Source organism: Candidatus Flexifilum breve (assembly GCF_016713355.1).
Map to the genome: position 1 here is coordinate 21,938 of NZ_JADJPI010000007.1, position 19,086 is coordinate 41,023.

Sequence of the window (19,086 nt, forward strand, 5' to 3'; positions counted from 1 at the left end):
GTTCTGCTGCTGGTGGTCAATTCTTGCTGTCAAGGTAAGCCTTGACGCCTTCCAGGAACAGCCGGTAGCTGTCCGTGCTGATTTCTGACTTGTACAGCACATTGAGGTTCGTGAGGCTTTCGCGTTCCTGCGGATTCAGGGTTTCACCGGTGACAATCAGGATCGGAATGGTAGCCGTCTCCGGGTTACTGCGCAACTCGCGCACCACGTCGAAGCCGTCCATTTCGGGCATGCGCAGGTCGAGGATGACGAGGTCGGGGCGGCGGCGCGCCACGAGCGAAATGCCGTCCATCCCCGTGTTCGCGCTGAACACGCGATACTTGCCGTTCTGATCCAGCAGTTGTTCCAGCAGGCGCACGGCTTCGGGTTGGTCGTCGATGATGAGGATGCGGTTGATGCGGCTTTCCTGTTCGGCGGCGCGCACGGCGTCGACCAGATCTTCCGGCATGAACGGGCGGCTGATGAAGCGGAATACGCCTCCGTTCAGGGCGCGTTCGACTTCCTGACTCAGCGAGACCACCACCACCGGGATATCCGACATGTCGTCGCGGCTCTTGAGCTTTTCGAGGATGTTCCAGCCCTGCCCGTTGGCAAAGTTGACATCCATTACGATCAGCGTGGGATGCAGGCCGCCCGCCATCGCTTCGGCTTCCAGCGGCAGCGACGCCGAGTAGATGTCGAAGCCTTCGCGACCGAGCGCGCGCCGGATTTGGTCGACCATGTCCGGGTTATCCTCGATGATGAGGATCTGGCGCTTGATGTGCATCGGCGGGCGCGCGGAGTAATCGCCATTCGTGTCGACGGCGGGCAGCAGCCCGGTCACGCGCGGCTGCGTGGGCGCTTCCTCCACATACGACTCGGGTTCGGCTTCCGCGCCGAGGTTGTCGGTGGATTTCTTCTTCTCGTCCGTTTCGATGGGCTCCACGGGAATGAAGATGCTGAAGGTCGAACCGTAATTCACCCGCGACTGCACTTCCATTCGCCCACCCTGCATTTCGCACAGTGACTTGGCGATGGGCAGACCGAGACCCGTTCCACCGGCTGTGCGCGTCAGCGACGAGTCGACCTGGCGGAAGGCTTCGAACAGCAGCGGGATGTCGGCTTCGGCAATACCGATACCGGTATCCGTCACATCGGTACGCACCATCTGCCGTCCGGTCTCCGGGTCGAACATCGGGTAGACGTGGATGGTGATCGCCCCTTCGCGCGTGAATTTCGACGCGTTCGAGACGAGGTTGAGCAGAATCTGGCGCGTGCGGAACTCATCGCCGAACACGGGCTGCAGGCCGGGCGCGAGATCCACGACGATGTCAATCGGCTTGTCCTTGACCAGACCGATACCGATGGAGCGCACACCGTCGATCACGGGCTTCATCTCGAAGTAGTCGAGCTGCAAGTCCATCTTGCCCGCCGCGATCTTCGCCTGATCGAGGATGTCGTTGATCAGGTTGAGCAGGTGCAGACCGGAGTTGTAGATCGTGCTCAGGTCTTGCTCCTGCATTTCGGTCAGCGGCCCGTCGATGCCCTTGAGGATCACGCGGCTGAAACCGATGATCGAGTTGAGCGGGGTACGCAGCTCATGGCTCATATTCGCGAGGAAGTCGCTCTTCAGGCGGTCGAGTTCACGCAGCTGATCGTTCGTCTTTTGCACTTGTTCGAGCAGTTGACGATTCTGGATGATGGCGGACAGTGTCCCGGACAGCGTACGCAGCAGCGTGAGCGTGTCGTTGTTGTAGGCGTTGAGCTGTTCGCTCTCCATCGCGATCAAGCCGATGAGCGCCGCGCCCGACGACAGCGGCACGATGACCGCCGACCGTGCTCCGGCGACCACCGGAATGTAGCGCGATTCGTTCTCCACGTTGTTGAGGATCATCGCGCGGCGGTTGTTGGCGGAACTCGCGATCAGGTTGAACGACTCGTCGAGGCGCACTTCCGACAGTTCCGTGAGCGGCTGATCCGACCCGGCGAGCGCGATTGGCTGCAGGACGGTGAAGGTATTCTCGTCGGCGTCGACGTAGGTCTGCGGCAGGTAAATGCTGACCGAGAGCGATTCCAGCGAGTCGCGCAGTTCGTCGGCGACGTTCTGGATCGCGCCTTGCAGCGATTCGGCAGCGGCGGCGCGGCTGGTCACGTCGAAGAGGAAGGCCATTTCATCCGCGCGGCGGCTGGATTCCTCGAACAACTGCGCGTTATCGATGGCGACCGCGATCTGCCCGGCGAGCGTCGTCAACACGGTAACGTCGTCGTCGTCGAACGCGTTCGGCTGGTTGGACTGTACGTCCAGCGCGCCGACCACGCGCCCCTTCAGTTTGAGCGGCACGGCCATTTCGGAACGGGTATTCGGCAGGTAGGGGTTCGGACGGTGCACGACGCGCGCGTCGGCGGTGTCCAACGCGACGATGGGTTCACCGCGCTCTGTCACCTGCCCGATGACGGAGGCCGAGCCTTTGCTCAGCTTGTGGCGAATGCTGAGGAGTTGGTGCCCGGCTTCGCCCGTACTGGCGCGGAGTTCCGCGAATTCGTCGTCGCCATCCATGAGGAAGACCTGCACGTGGTCGTAGTAGAACGAGTCACGGATGATGTCCACCATCTTGGGGAGCAGGTCGTTGAGGTCAAGAATGGAGCTGGCGATCTGGCTGACCTGCGTGGATGTGGCAAGCTGACGCGCGCGGCGTTCCGTTTGTCCGAGCAGACGGGAGGCTTCCATACGCAGCGAGGCTTGTTCTGCGAACGAGCGGTAGATACGCAGGTCACGCTCGGTATGCGTATACGGCTCGCTGGAACCGAGCACAATTGCGCCGATGGAGCGCCCCGCCACACGCAGCGGCAGAATGCTGATCGAGCGCATTTCCAGGCTTTGCACGCCGATGCGCTCGTTATCGTCGAGCATCTCGTCGATTTCCACATCGTCGATCATGACGACGTTCTGCGCGGCCAGCAGCTTCCACGCGGGGTACTGTTCGGCCATCAGCGTGATGCCCGTCAGGTCGATAACGTTCTCGCCTTCGCGGTGCCAGCTCGACACCACCTGCGCCAGCGCTTCCGGGCTTTCCCAGTCACTGCTGAGCAGCGTAGCCAGGAAGACCTGGGTCACCGGACGGTTAGTCAGGTGGGCGACAACCACATCGAGAATTTCATCCGTGCCGCCCGCGTTGCTGAGCGCGCGGCTCGCTTCGTACAGGATACTCGTTTCGTCGAGCGTCGTCCGGATTTGGTCGAGCAGCAAGGTGTTGGCGATGACGATGGAGCTGGAGTCCGCGACCGCACTCAGGTAGCGCTGTTCGCCGCGGCTGAACAGACGCGGTTGGTGATAGGCGGTGATGAGGCACCCGCGCGAACCGGGCATGTAGATCAGCGCGAACGAGCGGATGTTGCCGAGCGCCAGCAGTTCCTGTTCGAAGGCGTTCGGGTTTTCCCGCGTGCGCAGCTCTTCGACGTAAGTCGTCTTGCCGTCCAACAACCCGTGCCGTGTGATCAGCTCCCCGAAGGGGATGGGCGGGCCGTCGAGGCTCACGTTGAACAGTTCGCGGACCGTCCCCGCTTCGAAGATGTAACCTGCATAGATGTCAGGGGTCTGCGAAGCGAGCGATTCTTGCAACGCGCGCAGAATGTCGGCCTGAGTCTGCGCCCGGCTGATGCTGGTGGTCGCGCCGTACAGCGCCGCCGTTTCATTGAGTGCCGATTCCGTATCACGGAGCAGGTAGCGGTTGTCGAGCGCGACCGAGGCGCCGTCGTTCAGTGTCGTGAGGAAGCGCACCTGCGCCGTGAGGTTCAGGTTAGCCTGACTGTAGGTCATCAGCAGCCATCCGAGGGGTGCATTGCGCCGCGAACGCGCTTGCAGCGGCATGGCGACGAACGCGCCGATTCCCGCGCTGAGGATCGTCTGGCGGTGCGGGTCGGTGAAGTGCGCGGCGACATCCGGCACGATCAGCAGTTGGCGCGCGTCGAGCATGTCGAGCGGCAGCGTCCACTCATCGCCAATGCGCTCTTCGTCGCTGGCGCGGAAGATTTCGATATCGCCCTGATCATCCAGCAGCAGCGCGTAGGCTTGTTCCGGGTTGGTCGTCAGCAACTGCGCGAACGCCACTTCGAGCACCGTTTCGATGTCGTCGGCTTCGGCGAGCGCGCGGGTAGTCTCATACTGCGACACCGACTCACGCAGGTTCTCTTCCAGTTCGGCTTCCGCTTTTCGCAGCGGCGACACGTCCTGGAAGGCGGTGACGATGGCGGTGACGTTGCCCTGCGCGTCGACGATGGGCGCGGCATTGACCAGCAGGTCGATGCGTTCGCCGCTGCTCCGTTCGACGCTCAAGTCGTCGGCGAAGGCCGGGACGCCCGTGTGCGCCGCGCTGTAAATCGGCAGGCGGCCCGTTTCATACAGACTGTTCGACTTGCCTTGCAGAATGCCGTATTCGTCCACGCTGAAGGGTGTATCAAAGTCGATGGTGCGGTTGAGCAGATGCTCGACCTGTTGATTGAACTGGAGGGGTTTGAAGGTCACCGGGTCGAGCACGAGCACGCCGGCGGGCAGCGTGTCGAGGACCGTACGCAGACGGGCGCGTTCGCCTTCCGCCGACGTGAACAGGCGGCGGTTCTCAATCGTGATGGCGACCTGCGCCGCCAGCGTCGAGACGAGCTGTTCGTCGCGTTCATCGAGGTCGGCGTCGTAAATCGAGCGCCCGACCAGCAGCACGCCGATGGTCTCCGTGCCGATGCGCACGGGCGTCGCCAGATGCTTGCCGAACGCTTCCGCCACGCCCACATGCGCTTCATCGGTGAAGGCCGGGTACGTGAACGGATTATTGACGTAGACCGTTTGGCTGGTGTGGTAGGCCTGCATCACCGGATATTCGTCGCGGACGACTTCCAGCTTGTGACCAGCCACCAACGGCATGTGGTCGGTGATGGTTTCCAGCGCTGTGCCGCGGTCGGCACGCAGGAGCAGCAGCCAGCGGTCGTATTTGGCGGGCTGCGCCACCCGGGCGAAGACTTCGCCGAAGCCCGTCGTGAATTCACCTTCGATACGCGCGGTAAGCTGACCGGCTTCCGCGAGCGCCAGCGCGCGCTGCGCCTGCGTCTGCGCTTCTTCAAACGACTGGATGCTTTCCACTGCGACCGAGACTTGATCCGTGAGCACGCGCATGAACGTGCCGTACGCGGTGTTGAAACTGTTGGGCGTGCTGCTTTCGACCATGATCACGCCGTACCAGCGCTGGCGTGAACTGATCGCGGTGAGGGCGGCGCTGTGCGACCCGCTGCGCTCAAGCACGGCGATGAGCGCCGGATGCGCGGCCAGATCGCGCCGCAGATCGTTGAGGCGGGCGACGCCGTCATGTTCGGCCAGCACAGCCGTGAAATCGACCAGCGAGCGCGCGATGCGCTTGCCCACCGTGAGATCCGAGCTGGCGTTGGTCGGCGACCACACATACGCGTATTCGACATAGTCCGGGTGTTCGACCTGCGTCGGCCCGGCGAGCATGACGACCACGCGGGCGACATTCGACCCGGCCATATTGAGGTGCGTTGCCAGCGCCGCGAATACGTTCTGCGCGTCGGCAGCGGTCGCGATGGCGCGGCTGGCGGCGTACAGACGCCGGGTTTCGTCGAGCGCGCGTTCCGTCTGTTCAAGCAGGCGGCGGTTCTGGAGCACCGTACTCATCTGGCCGGTGAGCGCGCGGTAGATTTCAAAGTCTTCGTTGGACAGGTCGCGGCCTTCCGTCGATTGGATGAAGAACAACGCAATCGGCTGGTTGATGCTGTAGAGCGGGAAGGCGGCGGTGAACTGGTAGCCGCGCGACCGCGCCAGCGCCAGCATACTGCTGACCATATCGTCACCGTTGACCAGCCCGCGATCCTGCACGATCTGCGCGTCACGGCGGCGCAGCGGCGAGTCGGCGGGGATATGCAGGTCGTAGTAGGTGTCTTCGGTCGCGATTTCGCTGCCGTGCGATGACGCCATCACGCGGATCGCCGTCGGCCAGCCCGTGGTGTCCAGCGCCCCTTCGAACACGCCGATGGCAAAGTCCAGCGTGGGGTCGTTGGCGGTGTTCACGGCGGCGCGCACGAGGTCGACGAAGTTCTGCGCCATGTTGATGATACGGCTGCCCGTATACAGACGCTCGATTTCGTGGAGCTGCGCTTCGTTCTGGCTGAGCAGCATACGGTTGTCGATGGCGACGCCCGCTTGGTCGATCAGGGCGGTGTAGATACGCCCGTCACGTTCGCTGAACTCGCGCGTTTGCGGGAACTGGATCATCACGAGACCGCGCCACACACCACGCACGTTGAACGGGATGAGCACCATCGACCGCGCTTTCGCGCTTTGCACGATGGCGTTGGTCACCTCGTCAATGCGGGTATCGCGCTCTGTGTCGGTGATGAGCGTGACCTGCGTCGAGTTCATCGAGGCGAACAGCGGGTGATCGGGGATGTGCAGTTCCAGCTCGGTCAGTTTGACTTCGCGGTTTTCTTTTTCGGTCGCCGTCCAGTCTGCGCTGATGATCATCCATTCCGGCGCGTGACCGGGGGCGTACTCGTCAAACACGCCGATCTGACCGCTGCTGGCATCCGGCATCACCGAGATGATGATCGCCTGCACAATGTCTTCGAGGCTGTTCGCTTCGTTGAGGTAGCGGCTCAGTTGATACAGTGTGTACGTTTCGGCCAGCGTGCTCTGCGATTGTTCGAACAGGCGCGCGTTTTCAATAGCGATAGCGACACGATCCGCCACCGCGCGCATAATCGCTTGATCGCCGTCGGTGAAGACCGAACCATCCGGCATCGCAGCGTCCAACGTGCCGATGGTCTCGCCGCGAATGCTGATCGGCACGCTCACGCCCCCCGGCACGTCGGCGGGCACATCTTCCGTGCGTTCGACGGTCAGCAGATCGTAGCGGTAAATGCCCGTGAGGTTCGACCGTTGACCAGCTTCTTCCCATGCGCCGCGGGTGAGCTGCCGGTTGAGCGTGTCGATTTGTTCGACGCGCGTTTCCGACTCCACAAGCAGACGCACGTTCTGGATCGCGATGGCGATCTGGTCGGCGAGCATCTGGAAGGTCCGCACGTCGTCATCCTGAAAAGCGTTGACATGATCGCTCTGGATGTCCAGCGCGCCGATGACTTGATCGCCGATGCGCAGCGGAATCGCCATTTCGGCGCGGGTTTCCGGCAGCAGCGGGTTGTAGCGGTGGGCGATGCCTTCGTCGCGGCGGCTGGTGTCGTTGATGACCACGGGTTTGCTGCCGCTGGTCACGGTACCGATCACCGATTCCGAGCCAATCGGAATCTTGTGCCGCTGGTCAAGCAGCTTCTGACCAACTTCGCCGTAGCTGTAGTACAGGATGGCGTTCTGGCCGATGTCGTCGACGAGGAATACCTGCGCGTGATAAAAGCCGTAGGACGACACGATCAGGTTGATGGCGCGGTTGAGCAGCGTGTCGATGTCGTACAAAGCGGCGGTTTCGCGGCTGATGCGGCCCGCGATATCCATACTGCGGGTGTAACGCAGGCGTTGGTCGCTGAGTTCCGTACTCAAGTGATCGATTTGGCCAGAGAGTGACTGGAGCGCGCGCATCACCTCGCCGATGTCATCGCCCGACTCGCTGACGAGTTCCGCGTCAAGCGGGCTGAGCTTGCTGCCTTCACCGACCAGCCCCTTGGCCATGATCTGCACGCTGCGGAAGCTCTGGAAGGTATTCTTCAGCAGGTGATTGGTGACCGCCAGCACAACTACGCCGACCAGCAGACTGGCGAAGAACCCGCCAACCGGCATGACCAGACCGTTCGCGCCAAAGAGGCTTTCGACCAGCACCATGCGCCATTCGGTGTCGCCGCTGTTGCCCAGCGGGAAGCGTTCGACCGAATACAGCGTCGCGCCATCAACCACGTCGCGAATTTCCGTGCCCGGGTTGAGCGCGCCCGCAAACTGCGGGTAAACGATGCCCAGATCCTGATTGCTGCCGATTTCGAGATCGGCGAGGTAATTCACTTCGGGATGGTGCGAATCGACGAGGACATGCCCCAGATTGTCCGCAAGGATGATATGGTGCACGTCACTTTCAGTGGCGAGTTCGGCGCCCAGCGTGCGGGCATAATCGATCAGGCCGTCGATGCGCACTTCAAATTGGAGCACGCCCGCCACGTTCGTCAGGTCGTTGTCGGAAACGACGGGCGTGGAAAAGCGCACGTACGGGAGCAGTATCCCGCGGAGGAGCGTCTCTTCCGTGCTGGCGAACTCGATATTCCCGGCAATCACGCTGCCGGGTTCGGAGAGCAGCGCCTGCACGATGGTGGTTTCATCCGCGAGGGCGTTCAGCCGCACACTGTTATCAGCCAGCGGCGCGAGGTTGTCGTATTTAGTGACTTCTGACCAGACCGATCCGTTGAAGGTCACATAGCGCGCCGCCATGAAGATGTCGCTCTGATTGCTCAGAATGCCCGTCAGCTCGCCGAGGAGCGCCGTCTGGCTGGTTTCCAGCGAACTGCTGGCGGTCGCCACGAGCGTCTCACGGGCGAAGCTGCGCACCGTGCGGCTGGTCCCGGCGATGCGCACCTCGTTGACGATGTGCTCGATCTGCGCGTTGAGCGCCGCCGCCGCTGTTTCGCGTTCGATGCGGTGCTCGGCAAACTGGACTTCGCTGTCCGCCGACCGCAGCACGAAGAACATCACAACGCCGACCACGACCGAGATGCCCATCACCAGGGGGATGAGCAAGCGCATCACACGATTGTGCATTGATCTGGGGGTTGATCGTCTGGTTTGTGCAGCAGCCATTAGGATGAACTCCCGTTCCCATTTTCGTGTACGCCGTTCGGGCGGCGCAAACTAATGCTGACTTGCGGTGCGCGGAGCGCCTGCCCAACTTCGCGGACAGCCGTCTGCAAAATATCGTTGATGTTGTTCTGGGTCGTCAGCTTGGCGGCGATGTTGTTCACCAAACGTTCGCGTTCCGTCGCGCGCTGGCTTTCCTGGAACAGACGTGCATTGTCGAGACTGAGCGCGAGCCGGTTGGCCAATTCTTTCGCCAGTTCCAGTCGATCTTCACCAAAGCTGGCGGCGGGCACTTCCCACTCCACGGAGCCGAGCGTTTGCCCGCGCAGTCGAATGGGCACGGCGATGGGGACGGTGTTGCGCGCTGTCAACTGCCCGAGCGCGACTTCCCCGGTGCGCATGGGCCTGCTGGCGCAGCGGCGACATGTCGAGATCCGTCGGCGAACCAGCTTCTTCGACCAGCGTTTGCGTGCGTTGGTCGCGCATGTAGTCCTGCCACGCGCGCAGCGTCGCCTTGCGGTTGATGTCTTCGACTTCCGCCACGCGGCGCGTCGATTCTTCGTACAGACGCGCGTTCTGAATTGCCACCGCGATCTGATCCGCCATTGTCGAGAGGATCGCGACTTCATCTTCGGCGAAGGCGTCGCGCAGACGGCTTTGCACGTCCAGCGCGCCGATCACATCGTCGCCGATGCGCAGCGGAATCGCGAGTTCCGCGCGGGTATCCGGCAGGAATTCGTTGCGGCGGTGCACCTGACTGACCGCCGTATCACGCGCGACCACCAGACGCCCCTGCTGCGTCACCTGACCGATGACGCTCACGCTGCCGACGCCGAGGCGGTGACCACGGGCGAGCAGCTGCCGACCGGGTTCGCCCGTGCTGGCGCGTAAGACCGCCCATTCCGTCGCGCTGTCGACCAGAAAGATCTGCGCGTGGTAGATGTTCGGGAAGCGTTCGACGATCAAATCGACGACGCGGTTGAGCAGCAGGCCGAGGTCACGCTGACTCACGGCGAAACGGCTGATTTCCTGTGTCGCGGCGATATCGCGCGAGCGTTTCTCGACGCGTTCTTCGAGGTCGTCGATTAAGCCGCGCACTTGGTCGCGCATGGTGACGAACGAGACGGCGAGCGCGCCGATCTCATCGCCGCGCTGCACGTCGGCTACATCCACGGTGAAATCGCCATCGCGCATCGCTTGGGTCGCGCGGCGCAGGCGGTTGAGCGGCGGCACGATCAGGTTGTTGAAGACCGCCACCATCACGCCGATCAACACGGCCATGCCGATCACGACGACAAAGCCGCGAATGGTGAAGTAGCCGAGCGCGTAGTTATAGGCGTTCTGCGTGGGCGTTTGCACGACCAGCGCAAACGGCGTTTCGCGCAGCGGCGTGAAGTAGCCGATATATTCGGCAGAGGCATCGCCCTGCGTCACCACGTAGGTTTCCACGCCCGTATTGCCCGCCAGCCCTTGGTCGACTGCGACCGACTGGCTGAGGTCGAGGGCCGCGGTCAGCGCATTGGGCGGCGCGATCACGACGTTATTGGCGGTCGTGAGGAAGCTGTATGCCTGATACGGGTTGTTGGCGTCGGCGAGGCGCAGATAGGTGTACAGACCGCGCGTATTGCTCAGGCGGACAATCAGGAAGCCAATCGGGTTGCCATCGCGCCAGTTGATCACCTGCGCCAGTTCGATGATGCCGCCGCTGGCCGCCGATACGGCGAGCGCCTGTGTCTGACCTTGCAGCAGAGCCGCGGTCGCGGCGCGGTAGGCGGGCGCATTCGACTCATCAACCTGGGTGATGAAAGTTGACGTGGTCGAAATCTGCGCCACCACTTGCCCCGTCCGTGTGAGCACGCGCGCCCCTTCGAACAGGCTGGAACCGACGTTGATCAGGCTGTCGCGGAACAGATTGACGACATCGTTCTCTTCCACATTGAACGGGTTCGTCGAGCCACCGACGTTGCGATCCTGCAGCAGCAGCCCGATGATGGTCTCCTGGTTCGCTTCGATCGCGAGGAAGTTGGACAACTGCACGCGGGCGCTCAACAGCGCGCTTTCGATCTCCTGCTTTTGTTCGGTACCCACGTTGTACAAGTACGTGCGCGCGCCCTGCATGGCGATCTCGTCAATGCCGCCGCGTAACCACACGAACCCCGGCGCGGCCAGCACGAGCAGCGCAAAGGTGAACCCGATGAGCAGCTTGACCCAGATCGGGAAGGTATTGAAAGATAAACGATTGCCGCGCGTGTTCAATTTGCGTCTCCGCTCTTAATCAAGGTTCCGGGCTGCAAGTAGACGCGGGTATGGATCGCCCCGAGGGCTTCGTGGAAATTATCGGCGGCGAGGCTGAGCACGCTTTCGACGTTGGTGGCCGAAAGCAGCACGCTGCCGATCTCGCTCGCCTGACGTTCACGGCGAGCTTGCGCTTGCGTTTGTTCGAGCAGACGATTGTTTTCCAGCGCGACGCTTAAGCGGTCGGCGACCGTGCGGATGAGTTCGATCTGGCGGTCGGTGACCGGGCGTTCCCGCGGCACATTGAACGACATCGCGCCGAGCACTACATCACGGAAGACAATCGGCACGGTGACCACTTGATCGCCCCCCGTCTGCTGGATATGGACATCGCCGCGCAGCAGCGTTTCGCGGATGGCATCCGGCAGCGCGTCCGAGCGGATCGGCGTGAGCTTGCCGCCTTCGCCGACGAGATCAAAGCCGAACGCTTCAGTCATGCGGGCGTTAAAGAGCGTATCCCAACCGGACATGCTGGCTTGGCGACCGCGCCCCTGAATTTCGTTGAGTTGGCGGGTGAAGCGGTTGATCACGCCGTCCTGATCGCGCACGGTGGTTTGCAGGTCGCGGATGGTCGAGCTGTAGTCGAGTTCGCGCGACGCCTGATCCACCAGACTGCGCAGCACGAGCAGTTCATTGCGCGAGAACGGACGCGGGCGGCTCGTCTGGATGTCCAGCAGCGCGACGACCGTATCCTGTTCGATGATCACGAGCGTGCAGCTCTGGCGCGCGGGCGGGATCAGGTGCAGCGCGCGGAAGCTGGTGTCACTGCTGTTGACGACCACGGGCTGCCGTGTGCGGATCGCTTCGGTCAGCACAGAGAGGTCGCTTTCCGTCAAAACGACTTTACGCGGCGCGGCGCCGAAGCTCAAACGCAGTTGGCGCGCAAAGCTGCCCGATTCATCCGGCAGATAAATCTGCGCGACCTCGTAGCCGAGGTTGTTCTGCGTGATCTCCAGCAGGCGCGTATAAATCGCCGTGTCGGTGAGCACCGCGCCTAACCCGCTGGCGAAGTGGCTGACGGTGTTCAACTGCTCGACCTCGCGCGAAGCTTCGGCGGCGACGCGTTCGGCGACACCGCTGAACGAGAAGACGAACAGATTCATGATGGTGTAGCTCATGCCGACAATCAGCAGTTCGTAGCTGATTTCCTGAGCGGGGATGTAACGCTGCGCGTCCGTGACCTGGCTCAGATTGGCGTAGCGGACGAGGAGCCCAATCGTGATGACGACCAGCGTCGCGACGAAGCCCCGCCGCCCCAACAGCAACCCGGCGGCTAACATGACGATCGGCGTGGTCACGTAGATCACCGCGCTGGGAATCGTGGCCAGCGCGGGCACGATCACCAAGGCCAAACTCGTGACGAACAGGTGAATGGCCGACTGCAGCCGTCCGCGTTGAATGAGCAGGTAGACGACAACGCTCAGGACGACGATCCCCACATTGAGCGGATCGACGATGGTTTGTCCCGCCAGCGCCTGCCGATTGAACAGAGCAAGCAGCAAAACAATAATGATGTAGAGGCCGTCGACAAAGATCAGCGCCGCGCTCATACGCAGCAGATTCAACGCGCGCTGCTGGACAATGGGGTTCTCGTAGCGGTAACGGACGTTGAGGTAACGATTGATAGCAGCGATCATGATTCGACAGCTCCGTTCTGCACGCGTCCGAGGCGAATTGCGCCGCCCTTCGCGCCCAGCGTTGCGCCCACTTCAACCAGCGCGATGCGCAGCAGTTCGTCAATCGTGCCCGTCGTGCCGAAGCGCGCGGCAATTTCATTGATCTGCTGCTCCTGATACGCCGATTGGCGGGTTTCTTCGTACAAACGCGCGCTTTCAAGGCTGACGGCTAAACGCTGCGCTACCGCCTGCGCAATTTCGACCGTTTCGGTCGGCGTCGCGCGCCCGGGGTCGACTTCAATCGCGCCGATCACTTCACCACGCAGCACCACCGGCACGGCGATCACGTCGCTGGTGGTGACGGCTGCACCCCCTCGGCGCGCTTGAGCCAGGTTGGGCGTCCACTGCGCTTCCGGAACCATTTCGTCGCCTTGCAGCGTGATCCCGGTGAGTTCAGTATGTTCGGTGAGATACTCGCTCCACTGCCCCTGTGTCACTTCGCGGTTCAGGCGGTCGTTGTCGCGCTGGAGCGTGGTCACTTCTTTAGCGAGGCGTTGATTTTCCGCGCTCAACACCGACTGTTCCGCGCCGAGCCGCCGGTCGCGCAGGCTGGTCGAGAGCGCTTCGGCGATCACTTCCAGCGCCTGCCGATCAACATCGGTGAAGCTGAAGGGGACGGTGCTCTGAATATCCAGCGCGCCGATCACTTTACTCCGGTCTTTCAGGGGGATGGTGAATTCGGCGTGCGTGTTGGGCAGCAGTTCATTGCGGAAGAACACGACTTCGTCTTCGGTGTTCGCGACGAGCACGGGCACACCGCGCAGCACCGCTTGACCGACCACGCTTTGCGAACCAACCGTCAATTGGTGGCGGCGGGAGAGCAGTTGATAGCCGACATCGCCCGTGCTGGCGCGCAGTTCCGCTTGGTCGCCGCTTTCGTTGAGCAGAAAGACCTGCACGTGATAGAAGCCGTATTTCTCGCGGATAGTGTTGATGGCGAAATTCATCATGTCCTGCGCGTCGTTGTACTGCCCGATCAAGCGCCCGGTGTTCGTCGCCGTCGAAATGGCGACGGCGATGCGGTTCGCGCTTTCCGCGCTGCTCAACAGCGAATTGGTGATGGTGCGCGCGACGGCGGCGATGATGGCGAAGGTCATGATCTGGAGCAGCACCGTAACCAGGGGGATGTCGCCCCCGGGCGCGGCCAGCGCTGCGTTCAGGTCAAACAGCAAACGCAGGAAGATCAGCGCGACGACGGTGAAGAACAGCGGTCGCCGCAGGAACAGCGCCGCCGTGATGAGGATGAGCGTTCCGGCAATCGGCACCACGTCATAGGTCAACGCGAGGTAACCGCCGAGCAGCGTCAGCAGCAGACCGAACGCAGCGATTTCGACACGGTTGCCGCGCAGCAGCCACAGCCAGACCAGCGACATACCCATCGAAATGAACACGGCGATCAAGCCGGAGGGTTCACTGGTTCCGATCTGGCTGTTGTTAATGGCGATCAGCAGCAGACCGGCCACATTCGACAGCAGCATGATGATCGCCAGCAGGTTGAGGTACTGCTGACGTAAGCGCAGCAGTTGAGGTGATGACAGCTTGAGCATAGCTTAGTGTTCCTCTACCCCATTGGACTTAGGCGGCGCGCCGAGCCGGATGGCGACGCGAGTCGCGCCGAGCGAGGCTTGCAGGCCGCGCGCGGTTTCCGCCAGCAGCGTGTCGACCGTATTGGTCGTTTGCAGACGACTGCCGATCTGGTTGAGCGTGGATTCACGCTGCGCCACCCGGCGGCTTTCTTCATAGATGCGGGCACTTTCCAGCGCGAGGCTGAAACGTTCGGCCACACCGTTCACCAGTTCAATGTCTTCGGGCGTGAATTCATCCGCGCCGACTTCAAACTCCATCGCGCCGATCACCTGACCGCGCACGCGCAGCGGCGTGCTGATGACTTGCAGATCACTGGCTTGCGCTTGTACCGTGCGGCCGTCGCGCATCGCCGTACTGAGCGTCGGCGTGATTTCCGCGCTTTGCCGCACAATGTTGTTGTCGAGATCCACGGTGACGCCGAGTTCGTCGCCTTTATACGACAGGAAGGTCTGCCACGAGCGCCCGGTCAGTTCGAGGTTGAGGCGCTCGACTTCGCGCATGGTGGTGCGCATCTGGTCGAGCAGACGTTGATTTTCCTGCACGCGGCTTTCCGTCTGTTCGAACAGGCGCGCGTTATCTACGGCGATGGCGATGCTGTCGGCCAGCGACTGGAAGATCGACAGACCGTCGGGGTCAGAAAACGCATCGACCTGCTTACTCTGCAGGTCGAGCGCGCCGATCAGCGCATTGCCGAGGCGGAGCGGGAACGCGGCTTCCGCGGCGGTGTCCGGCAGATACTCGTTGCGGCGGTGCACGGTCTCGGTACCTGCCGCGGCGGCGATCACCGCCGTGCTGGTCGCGGTCACCTGACCGATGACGCTGCGGCTGCCGATGGGCAGGCTGTGCTTACGGCGCAGCAGCATCTTGCCGACTTCGCCCGTGCTGGCGACGAGGCGGGCTTCATTCGCTTCCTCGTCGGTCAGGAAGATTTGCACGTGGTAAATGTCCGGGTAGGTCTTGCGGATGTCTTCGACGGTGCTGTCGAGTAGTTCGGACAGAATGAAGTGGCGCGAAATCCGTTGGGCAAGCTGCGTGGTGAGGGTGGCGAGTTCCTGCCGACCGCGCGCCGCCTTGCCGACCTTTTCATCCAGCCCGATTTCCTGCAGGCGCAGGAACAACTGCAGGATCAAGCCCGTGAGCACGAACAACACGGTGAACAGGATGAAGGCGAACGGCGCGTTATCCGGTGCGTTGGGGATATTCTGGCGCTGGAGCATCGCCCCGGCGACGATCAGCGTGGAGAGGCCAGTCGTCAGGCCGATGCCGCGTTCGCCGAGCAGAAAGCCGCCGATCATGATCATGACCAGCAGCGGCGCACCCATTGGCGCGTAGATCAACCCATTCGGGATCGAGATGACGATCGAAGCCGCATAGAACGACGCCAGCATCATATAGGCGCTGGCGGTTCGCTTGCCCAACCGGGTGATGATGACGGTCGCGAGCGCGCCGCCGTACATCGCGATCAACGCCAGCGGGACGTACAGGTCGAGCCGCTGGTCGATGCCCTGCATGTCGCTGAAGGCCAGCGCGCCGGAGCGCCCGACGATCAGAAACAGTGAATAGATCACGACCAAGCCGACGGTCAGCCCCATGATGGCGCGGGCGCGGGCTTTGTCCGCAACAGTTTTATAACGTTCAGTACTTAAGGGGGTGCGCAGCACGTGCAGCATTTGGTTAGCCCTCGCTCACATGTAAGCGGACGCGGGCGCGCCGCGCGCCCAGTGCTCGGCCCAACTCGCTGACCGCCGCGGTCATCATGCCCTGAATTTCGTTGGTCATCTGCATCTGAATGGAGATGTCATTGATCAGCGCTTCGTTCTTGGCAATGCGTTGGCTGGCCGCAAACGCGAGACTGTTTTCAATGGAAGCGACGAGCTGCGTGAGCATTTGGCGGAAGATGGCCTTGTCTTCGTCGGCGTAAGCATACGCGTCGACCGCGCCGATGTTCACCGCGCCGATCATGCGTCCACGCGAGCGGACGGGCGCGATCATCAGCGACCGCACGCTCAAATCCTGCGCGCGGCGGATGCCAGAACTCGTCTGCGTATCGTTGATGACGAGCATTTCCCCCGACTCCCACACCTGACCGATCAGCGTGCCGGAAGTCGAGATGAACGGCCCGTTCTCAACATCGATATAGGTACGTTCTTCATCGTATTGGGCGACCACGCGCAGTTGATCCGTGCGGTCGTCGAGGAGCGCCACGCTCACCCGGTCGGCGGTGATCGTCTGGCGAATTTCACCGAGCAGCGCGGCGAGAATATCGGGCAGGTTGAGCGTGCCTTGCACGAGCTGGCCGAAGTTGGCGATCTGCTGGAGTTGTTCAGCGCGGCGCTGCGCATCGCTGTACAGACGAATGTTTTGCAGGGCGATGGAAAGCTGCGCGACCATCGTCTGACCGATGTCAATCATATCCGGTTGGAAGAAGCGCCCGCGCTCGTAAATGTCGAAACCGATGGAACCGATCAACTTTCCTTCGATGATGATGGGGAGGATCATCATCGAATAGACGCCAAGTTTCAGCAGCACCTGCTTCGAACTATTGGGGAGCAGATCCGTCTTTTCCACGCTCTGGATCAAGACCGGGCGGTCGGGATGCTGCCGCAGCAGATCGATCGACTGATCGATTTCCATCTTCGTGCCGATGGTGACCTGTGCCGGGTATTCGCTGATGAGCGTCCCGGTTTCCAGGCTGCGGTCGAACATGAGCACGCCGACGTGATCAATGCCCATCGCCGCGACCAGGTACTGCGTCGCGTAGTCGAACAGCTCTTTTTCGCTGCGGTACATGCTCAAGCCGCTCGACAACTGGTTGATCGTCTGCAGCAGGCGCACCTGCCGCGACAACTGGAGTGCGTTCTTCTGGGCATCGCGCAGCAGGCGTTGGTTCTGGAACACAATCGTGATTTGATCCGAGAGCGCTTCGAAGAGACGGCGGCGGCGTGGGAGAATCGTTGGTTCATCAGGGTAGGTCACGACGATGATGTCTTCGACAATGCCGTATTCGCGGACGACGATCATGGCCGCCGACTGCGCCGGATACCCCTCGCTGATCAGCGTCAGCGCGGACGGCGGTTTGCCGACGAGCTTCTCGAAGAATTCAACAGTCGTCGTTTCGTAGCGGTCGAAGAGTTCGGTGGTGCGGTTCAGCCCGACGAGCGGGCGGTCAAGCGCCTGATCTTCGCTGGCCGTCAGGATGTGCCGAATGGTGATGTTTTCGGCGCTGCTGTCGGGCACATGCTCCACGCCCACATGGATGATTGCGCTGTTCGGGCTGGCGGTGTAGGTGCGGACGATCCGCAGCACATCCAGCGGGTCGAGCGCGCTCAGCATGGCGCGGTTGATCTCGTACAGCATCCCGACTTCGTCGAGCGAGGCGGCGGTGCGGCGCAGCAGTGACTGGTTTTCGAACACCACCGCGATCTGGTCGGCAAGCGAACGCACAGCGCGCAGCAGCGTCGACGAGAAATGCACCTGTTCGGTATACGAAAAGACGATCAACCCGGTCAGGCGCTGGTTCACTGCCAACGGAATCACCAGCATGGCGGCGACCTTCTGGTCGATCAGGCTCTCGCGTTCGGCGTCGGTCAGAAAGGGGTCGGTCGTGACATCTTCAATATTCAGAACTTCGACGGCGGCCAGTGCTTCGTAAGCCGGGTAGTCCTGTAAGCGGGCCGGTACACGCGCGGCGCGAAAGCCGGTCGCATCCCCGGTGGCGAGGATATTGATGGTATTCGGATCGTTTTCCTCGTCAATCAAGCCGAGATGGACATTGGCGAAGGGAATCCCAGTGAAGCTGACCAGCGCATTGAGAATTTCGACCGGATCGGTTGACCCGTAGATCGTGCCCGAAGCCTGATACTGCGCTTCGGCAATTTTGAGCGTCTCGATGCGAACGATGTTCGAATCTTCTATTTCCATTCCCATACTTCTTCGCCCCTCAACAGTCGGCGGATTTGCGCGGGGAAGCGGTCCGGGTCGAGCGGCTTGCCGAGGAAGCCGTTAAAGCCCGCCTTCTTGGCTCGCCGCATTTGGTCTTCGCTGGCTTCCGCGGTTACGGCGCATACACAGGTATCTTTCAGGCGGGGGTTGGCGCGCAGTTTTTGCAGCGCCTGATACCCGTCTTCGTAGGGCAAACGGATGTCCATCAGAATAAGATCGACGCGTGGCAGGGTGTCGGCAAACTGCACGACCTGCCACCCCGACGTCTTCCATTCGCAGCGCTGCACGCCCATAAATGCCAGCATACGCGCGATGAGGACAAAGTTCGGGACGTTGTCTTCGACCACGAGTACATGCGCTTCGCTCGGTTCAATGGGACTCGGTTTAATGCTGGGCGCGTCGGTCATCTTTACTCCTGATGTAGAACATTACTTCGTCTGGCAACTTATCAACGTCGACCGGTTTGCGAATGTAACCGTCACAGCCAGCACTTAAACTGCGGTCGCGGTCTTTGTCCATGGCATTCGCGGTGAGCGCGACAATGGGAATTCGGCAGAGTTCCGGAATTTGGCGAATATGCTGGGTCGCCGTCAGCCCATCCATCTCAGGCATGCTGAGATCCATCAAGATGATGTCCGGGGGCTGAGCCTGCGCCATTTCAATCCCTTTGCGAGCACCATCAGCTTCCTGAACGACAAAATCGTAGTCGGACGCCATCAAGATGCGCCTCACGAGCATACGATTATCTGGATTGTCTTCGATATAGAGCACACGCGGCATGGGACTGTCTCTCTAAAATTTATGTTGGCTTCCCTG

At 61.7% G+C, this 19,086-nt stretch carries 9 protein-coding genes; all 9 read right to left on the reverse strand.

Annotated elements, in window-relative coordinates:
• Positions 1-16: 16 nt before the first annotated feature.
• Genes IPK17_RS05535 through IPK17_RS05575 form a run of 9 tightly spaced genes read right to left on the reverse strand, consistent with a single transcriptional unit; the run spans position 17 to position 19,050 of the window.
• Positions 17-8,734 (reverse strand): GAF domain-containing protein, encoded by an 8,718-nt coding sequence (locus tag IPK17_RS05535; RefSeq protein ID WP_343416680.1) that lies wholly within the window; start codon positions 8,732-8,734, stop codon positions 17-19.
• A 38-nt stretch (positions 8,735-8,772) separates the two neighbouring features.
• Positions 8,773-9,063 carry a hypothetical protein gene (locus IPK17_RS05540; RefSeq protein ID WP_343416681.1) on the reverse strand — a complete coding sequence of 97 codons (291 nt, stop codon included), beginning with the start codon at positions 9,061-9,063 and terminating at the stop codon, positions 8,773-8,775.
• Entirely contained in the window at positions 9,041-11,026 is a 1,986-nt protein-coding gene (locus IPK17_RS05545) for a GAF domain-containing protein (RefSeq protein ID WP_343416682.1), read from the reverse strand. The genes IPK17_RS05540 and IPK17_RS05545 overlap by 23 nt, the downstream gene beginning before the upstream one ends.
• A complete protein-coding gene (locus IPK17_RS05550) occupies positions 11,023-12,702 on the reverse strand; it encodes a GAF domain-containing protein (protein WP_343416683.1) in 1,680 nt (559 codons plus the stop codon). Before IPK17_RS05550 ends, IPK17_RS05545 begins: the two co-directional genes overlap by 4 nt.
• Complete coding sequence (locus IPK17_RS05555; RefSeq protein WP_343416684.1) at positions 12,699-14,288, reverse strand: GAF domain-containing protein; 1,590 nt, start codon at positions 14,286-14,288, stop codon at positions 12,699-12,701. The genes IPK17_RS05550 and IPK17_RS05555 overlap by 4 nt, the downstream gene beginning before the upstream one ends.
• 3 nt (positions 14,289-14,291) lie before the next feature.
• Positions 14,292-15,998: a GAF domain-containing protein gene (locus tag IPK17_RS05560; protein WP_343416685.1), complete on the reverse strand. Its 1,707-nt coding sequence runs from the start codon at positions 15,996-15,998 to the stop codon at positions 14,292-14,294.
• 4 nt (positions 15,999-16,002) lie between these two features.
• Entirely contained in the window at positions 16,003-18,249 is a 2,247-nt protein-coding gene (locus IPK17_RS05565) for a GAF domain-containing protein (protein WP_343416686.1), read from the reverse strand.
• On the reverse strand, positions 18,240-18,677 hold the full coding sequence (locus IPK17_RS05570) for a response regulator (protein ID WP_343416687.1): 438 nt from the start codon (positions 18,675-18,677) through the stop codon (positions 18,240-18,242). The genes IPK17_RS05565 and IPK17_RS05570 overlap by 10 nt, the downstream gene beginning before the upstream one ends.
• Positions 18,655-19,050, reverse strand: coding sequence for a response regulator (locus tag IPK17_RS05575; RefSeq protein ID WP_343416688.1), 396 nt, complete (start codon positions 19,048-19,050; stop codon positions 18,655-18,657). Before IPK17_RS05575 ends, IPK17_RS05570 begins: the two co-directional genes overlap by 23 nt.
• Positions 19,051-19,086 lie beyond the last annotated feature (36 nt).

Bases quoted from the DNA above. Each gene is read 5' to 3' on its own strand.
- IPK17_RS05535 (WP_343416680.1), bottom strand. From the start codon at position 8,734: ATGCACAATCGTGTGATGCGCTTGCTCATCCCCCTGGTGATGGGCATC.
- IPK17_RS05550 (WP_343416683.1), bottom strand. From the start codon at position 12,702: ATGATCGCTGCTATCAATCGTTACCTCAACGTCCGTTACCGCTACGAG.
- IPK17_RS05555 (WP_343416684.1), bottom strand. From the start codon at position 14,288: ATGCTCAAGCTGTCATCACCTCAACTGCTGCGCTTACGTCAGCAGTAC.
- IPK17_RS05560 (WP_343416685.1), bottom strand. From the start codon at position 15,998: ATGCTGCACGTGCTGCGCACCCCCTTAAGTACTGAACGTTATAAAACT.
- IPK17_RS05565 (WP_343416686.1), bottom strand. From the start codon at position 18,249: ATGGAAATAGAAGATTCGAACATCGTTCGCATCGAGACGCTCAAAATT.
- IPK17_RS05570 (WP_343416687.1), bottom strand. From the start codon at position 18,677: ATGACCGACGCGCCCAGCATTAAACCGAGTCCCATTGAACCGAGCGAA.
- IPK17_RS05575 (WP_343416688.1), bottom strand. From the start codon at position 19,050: ATGCCGCGTGTGCTCTATATCGAAGACAATCCAGATAATCGTATGCTC.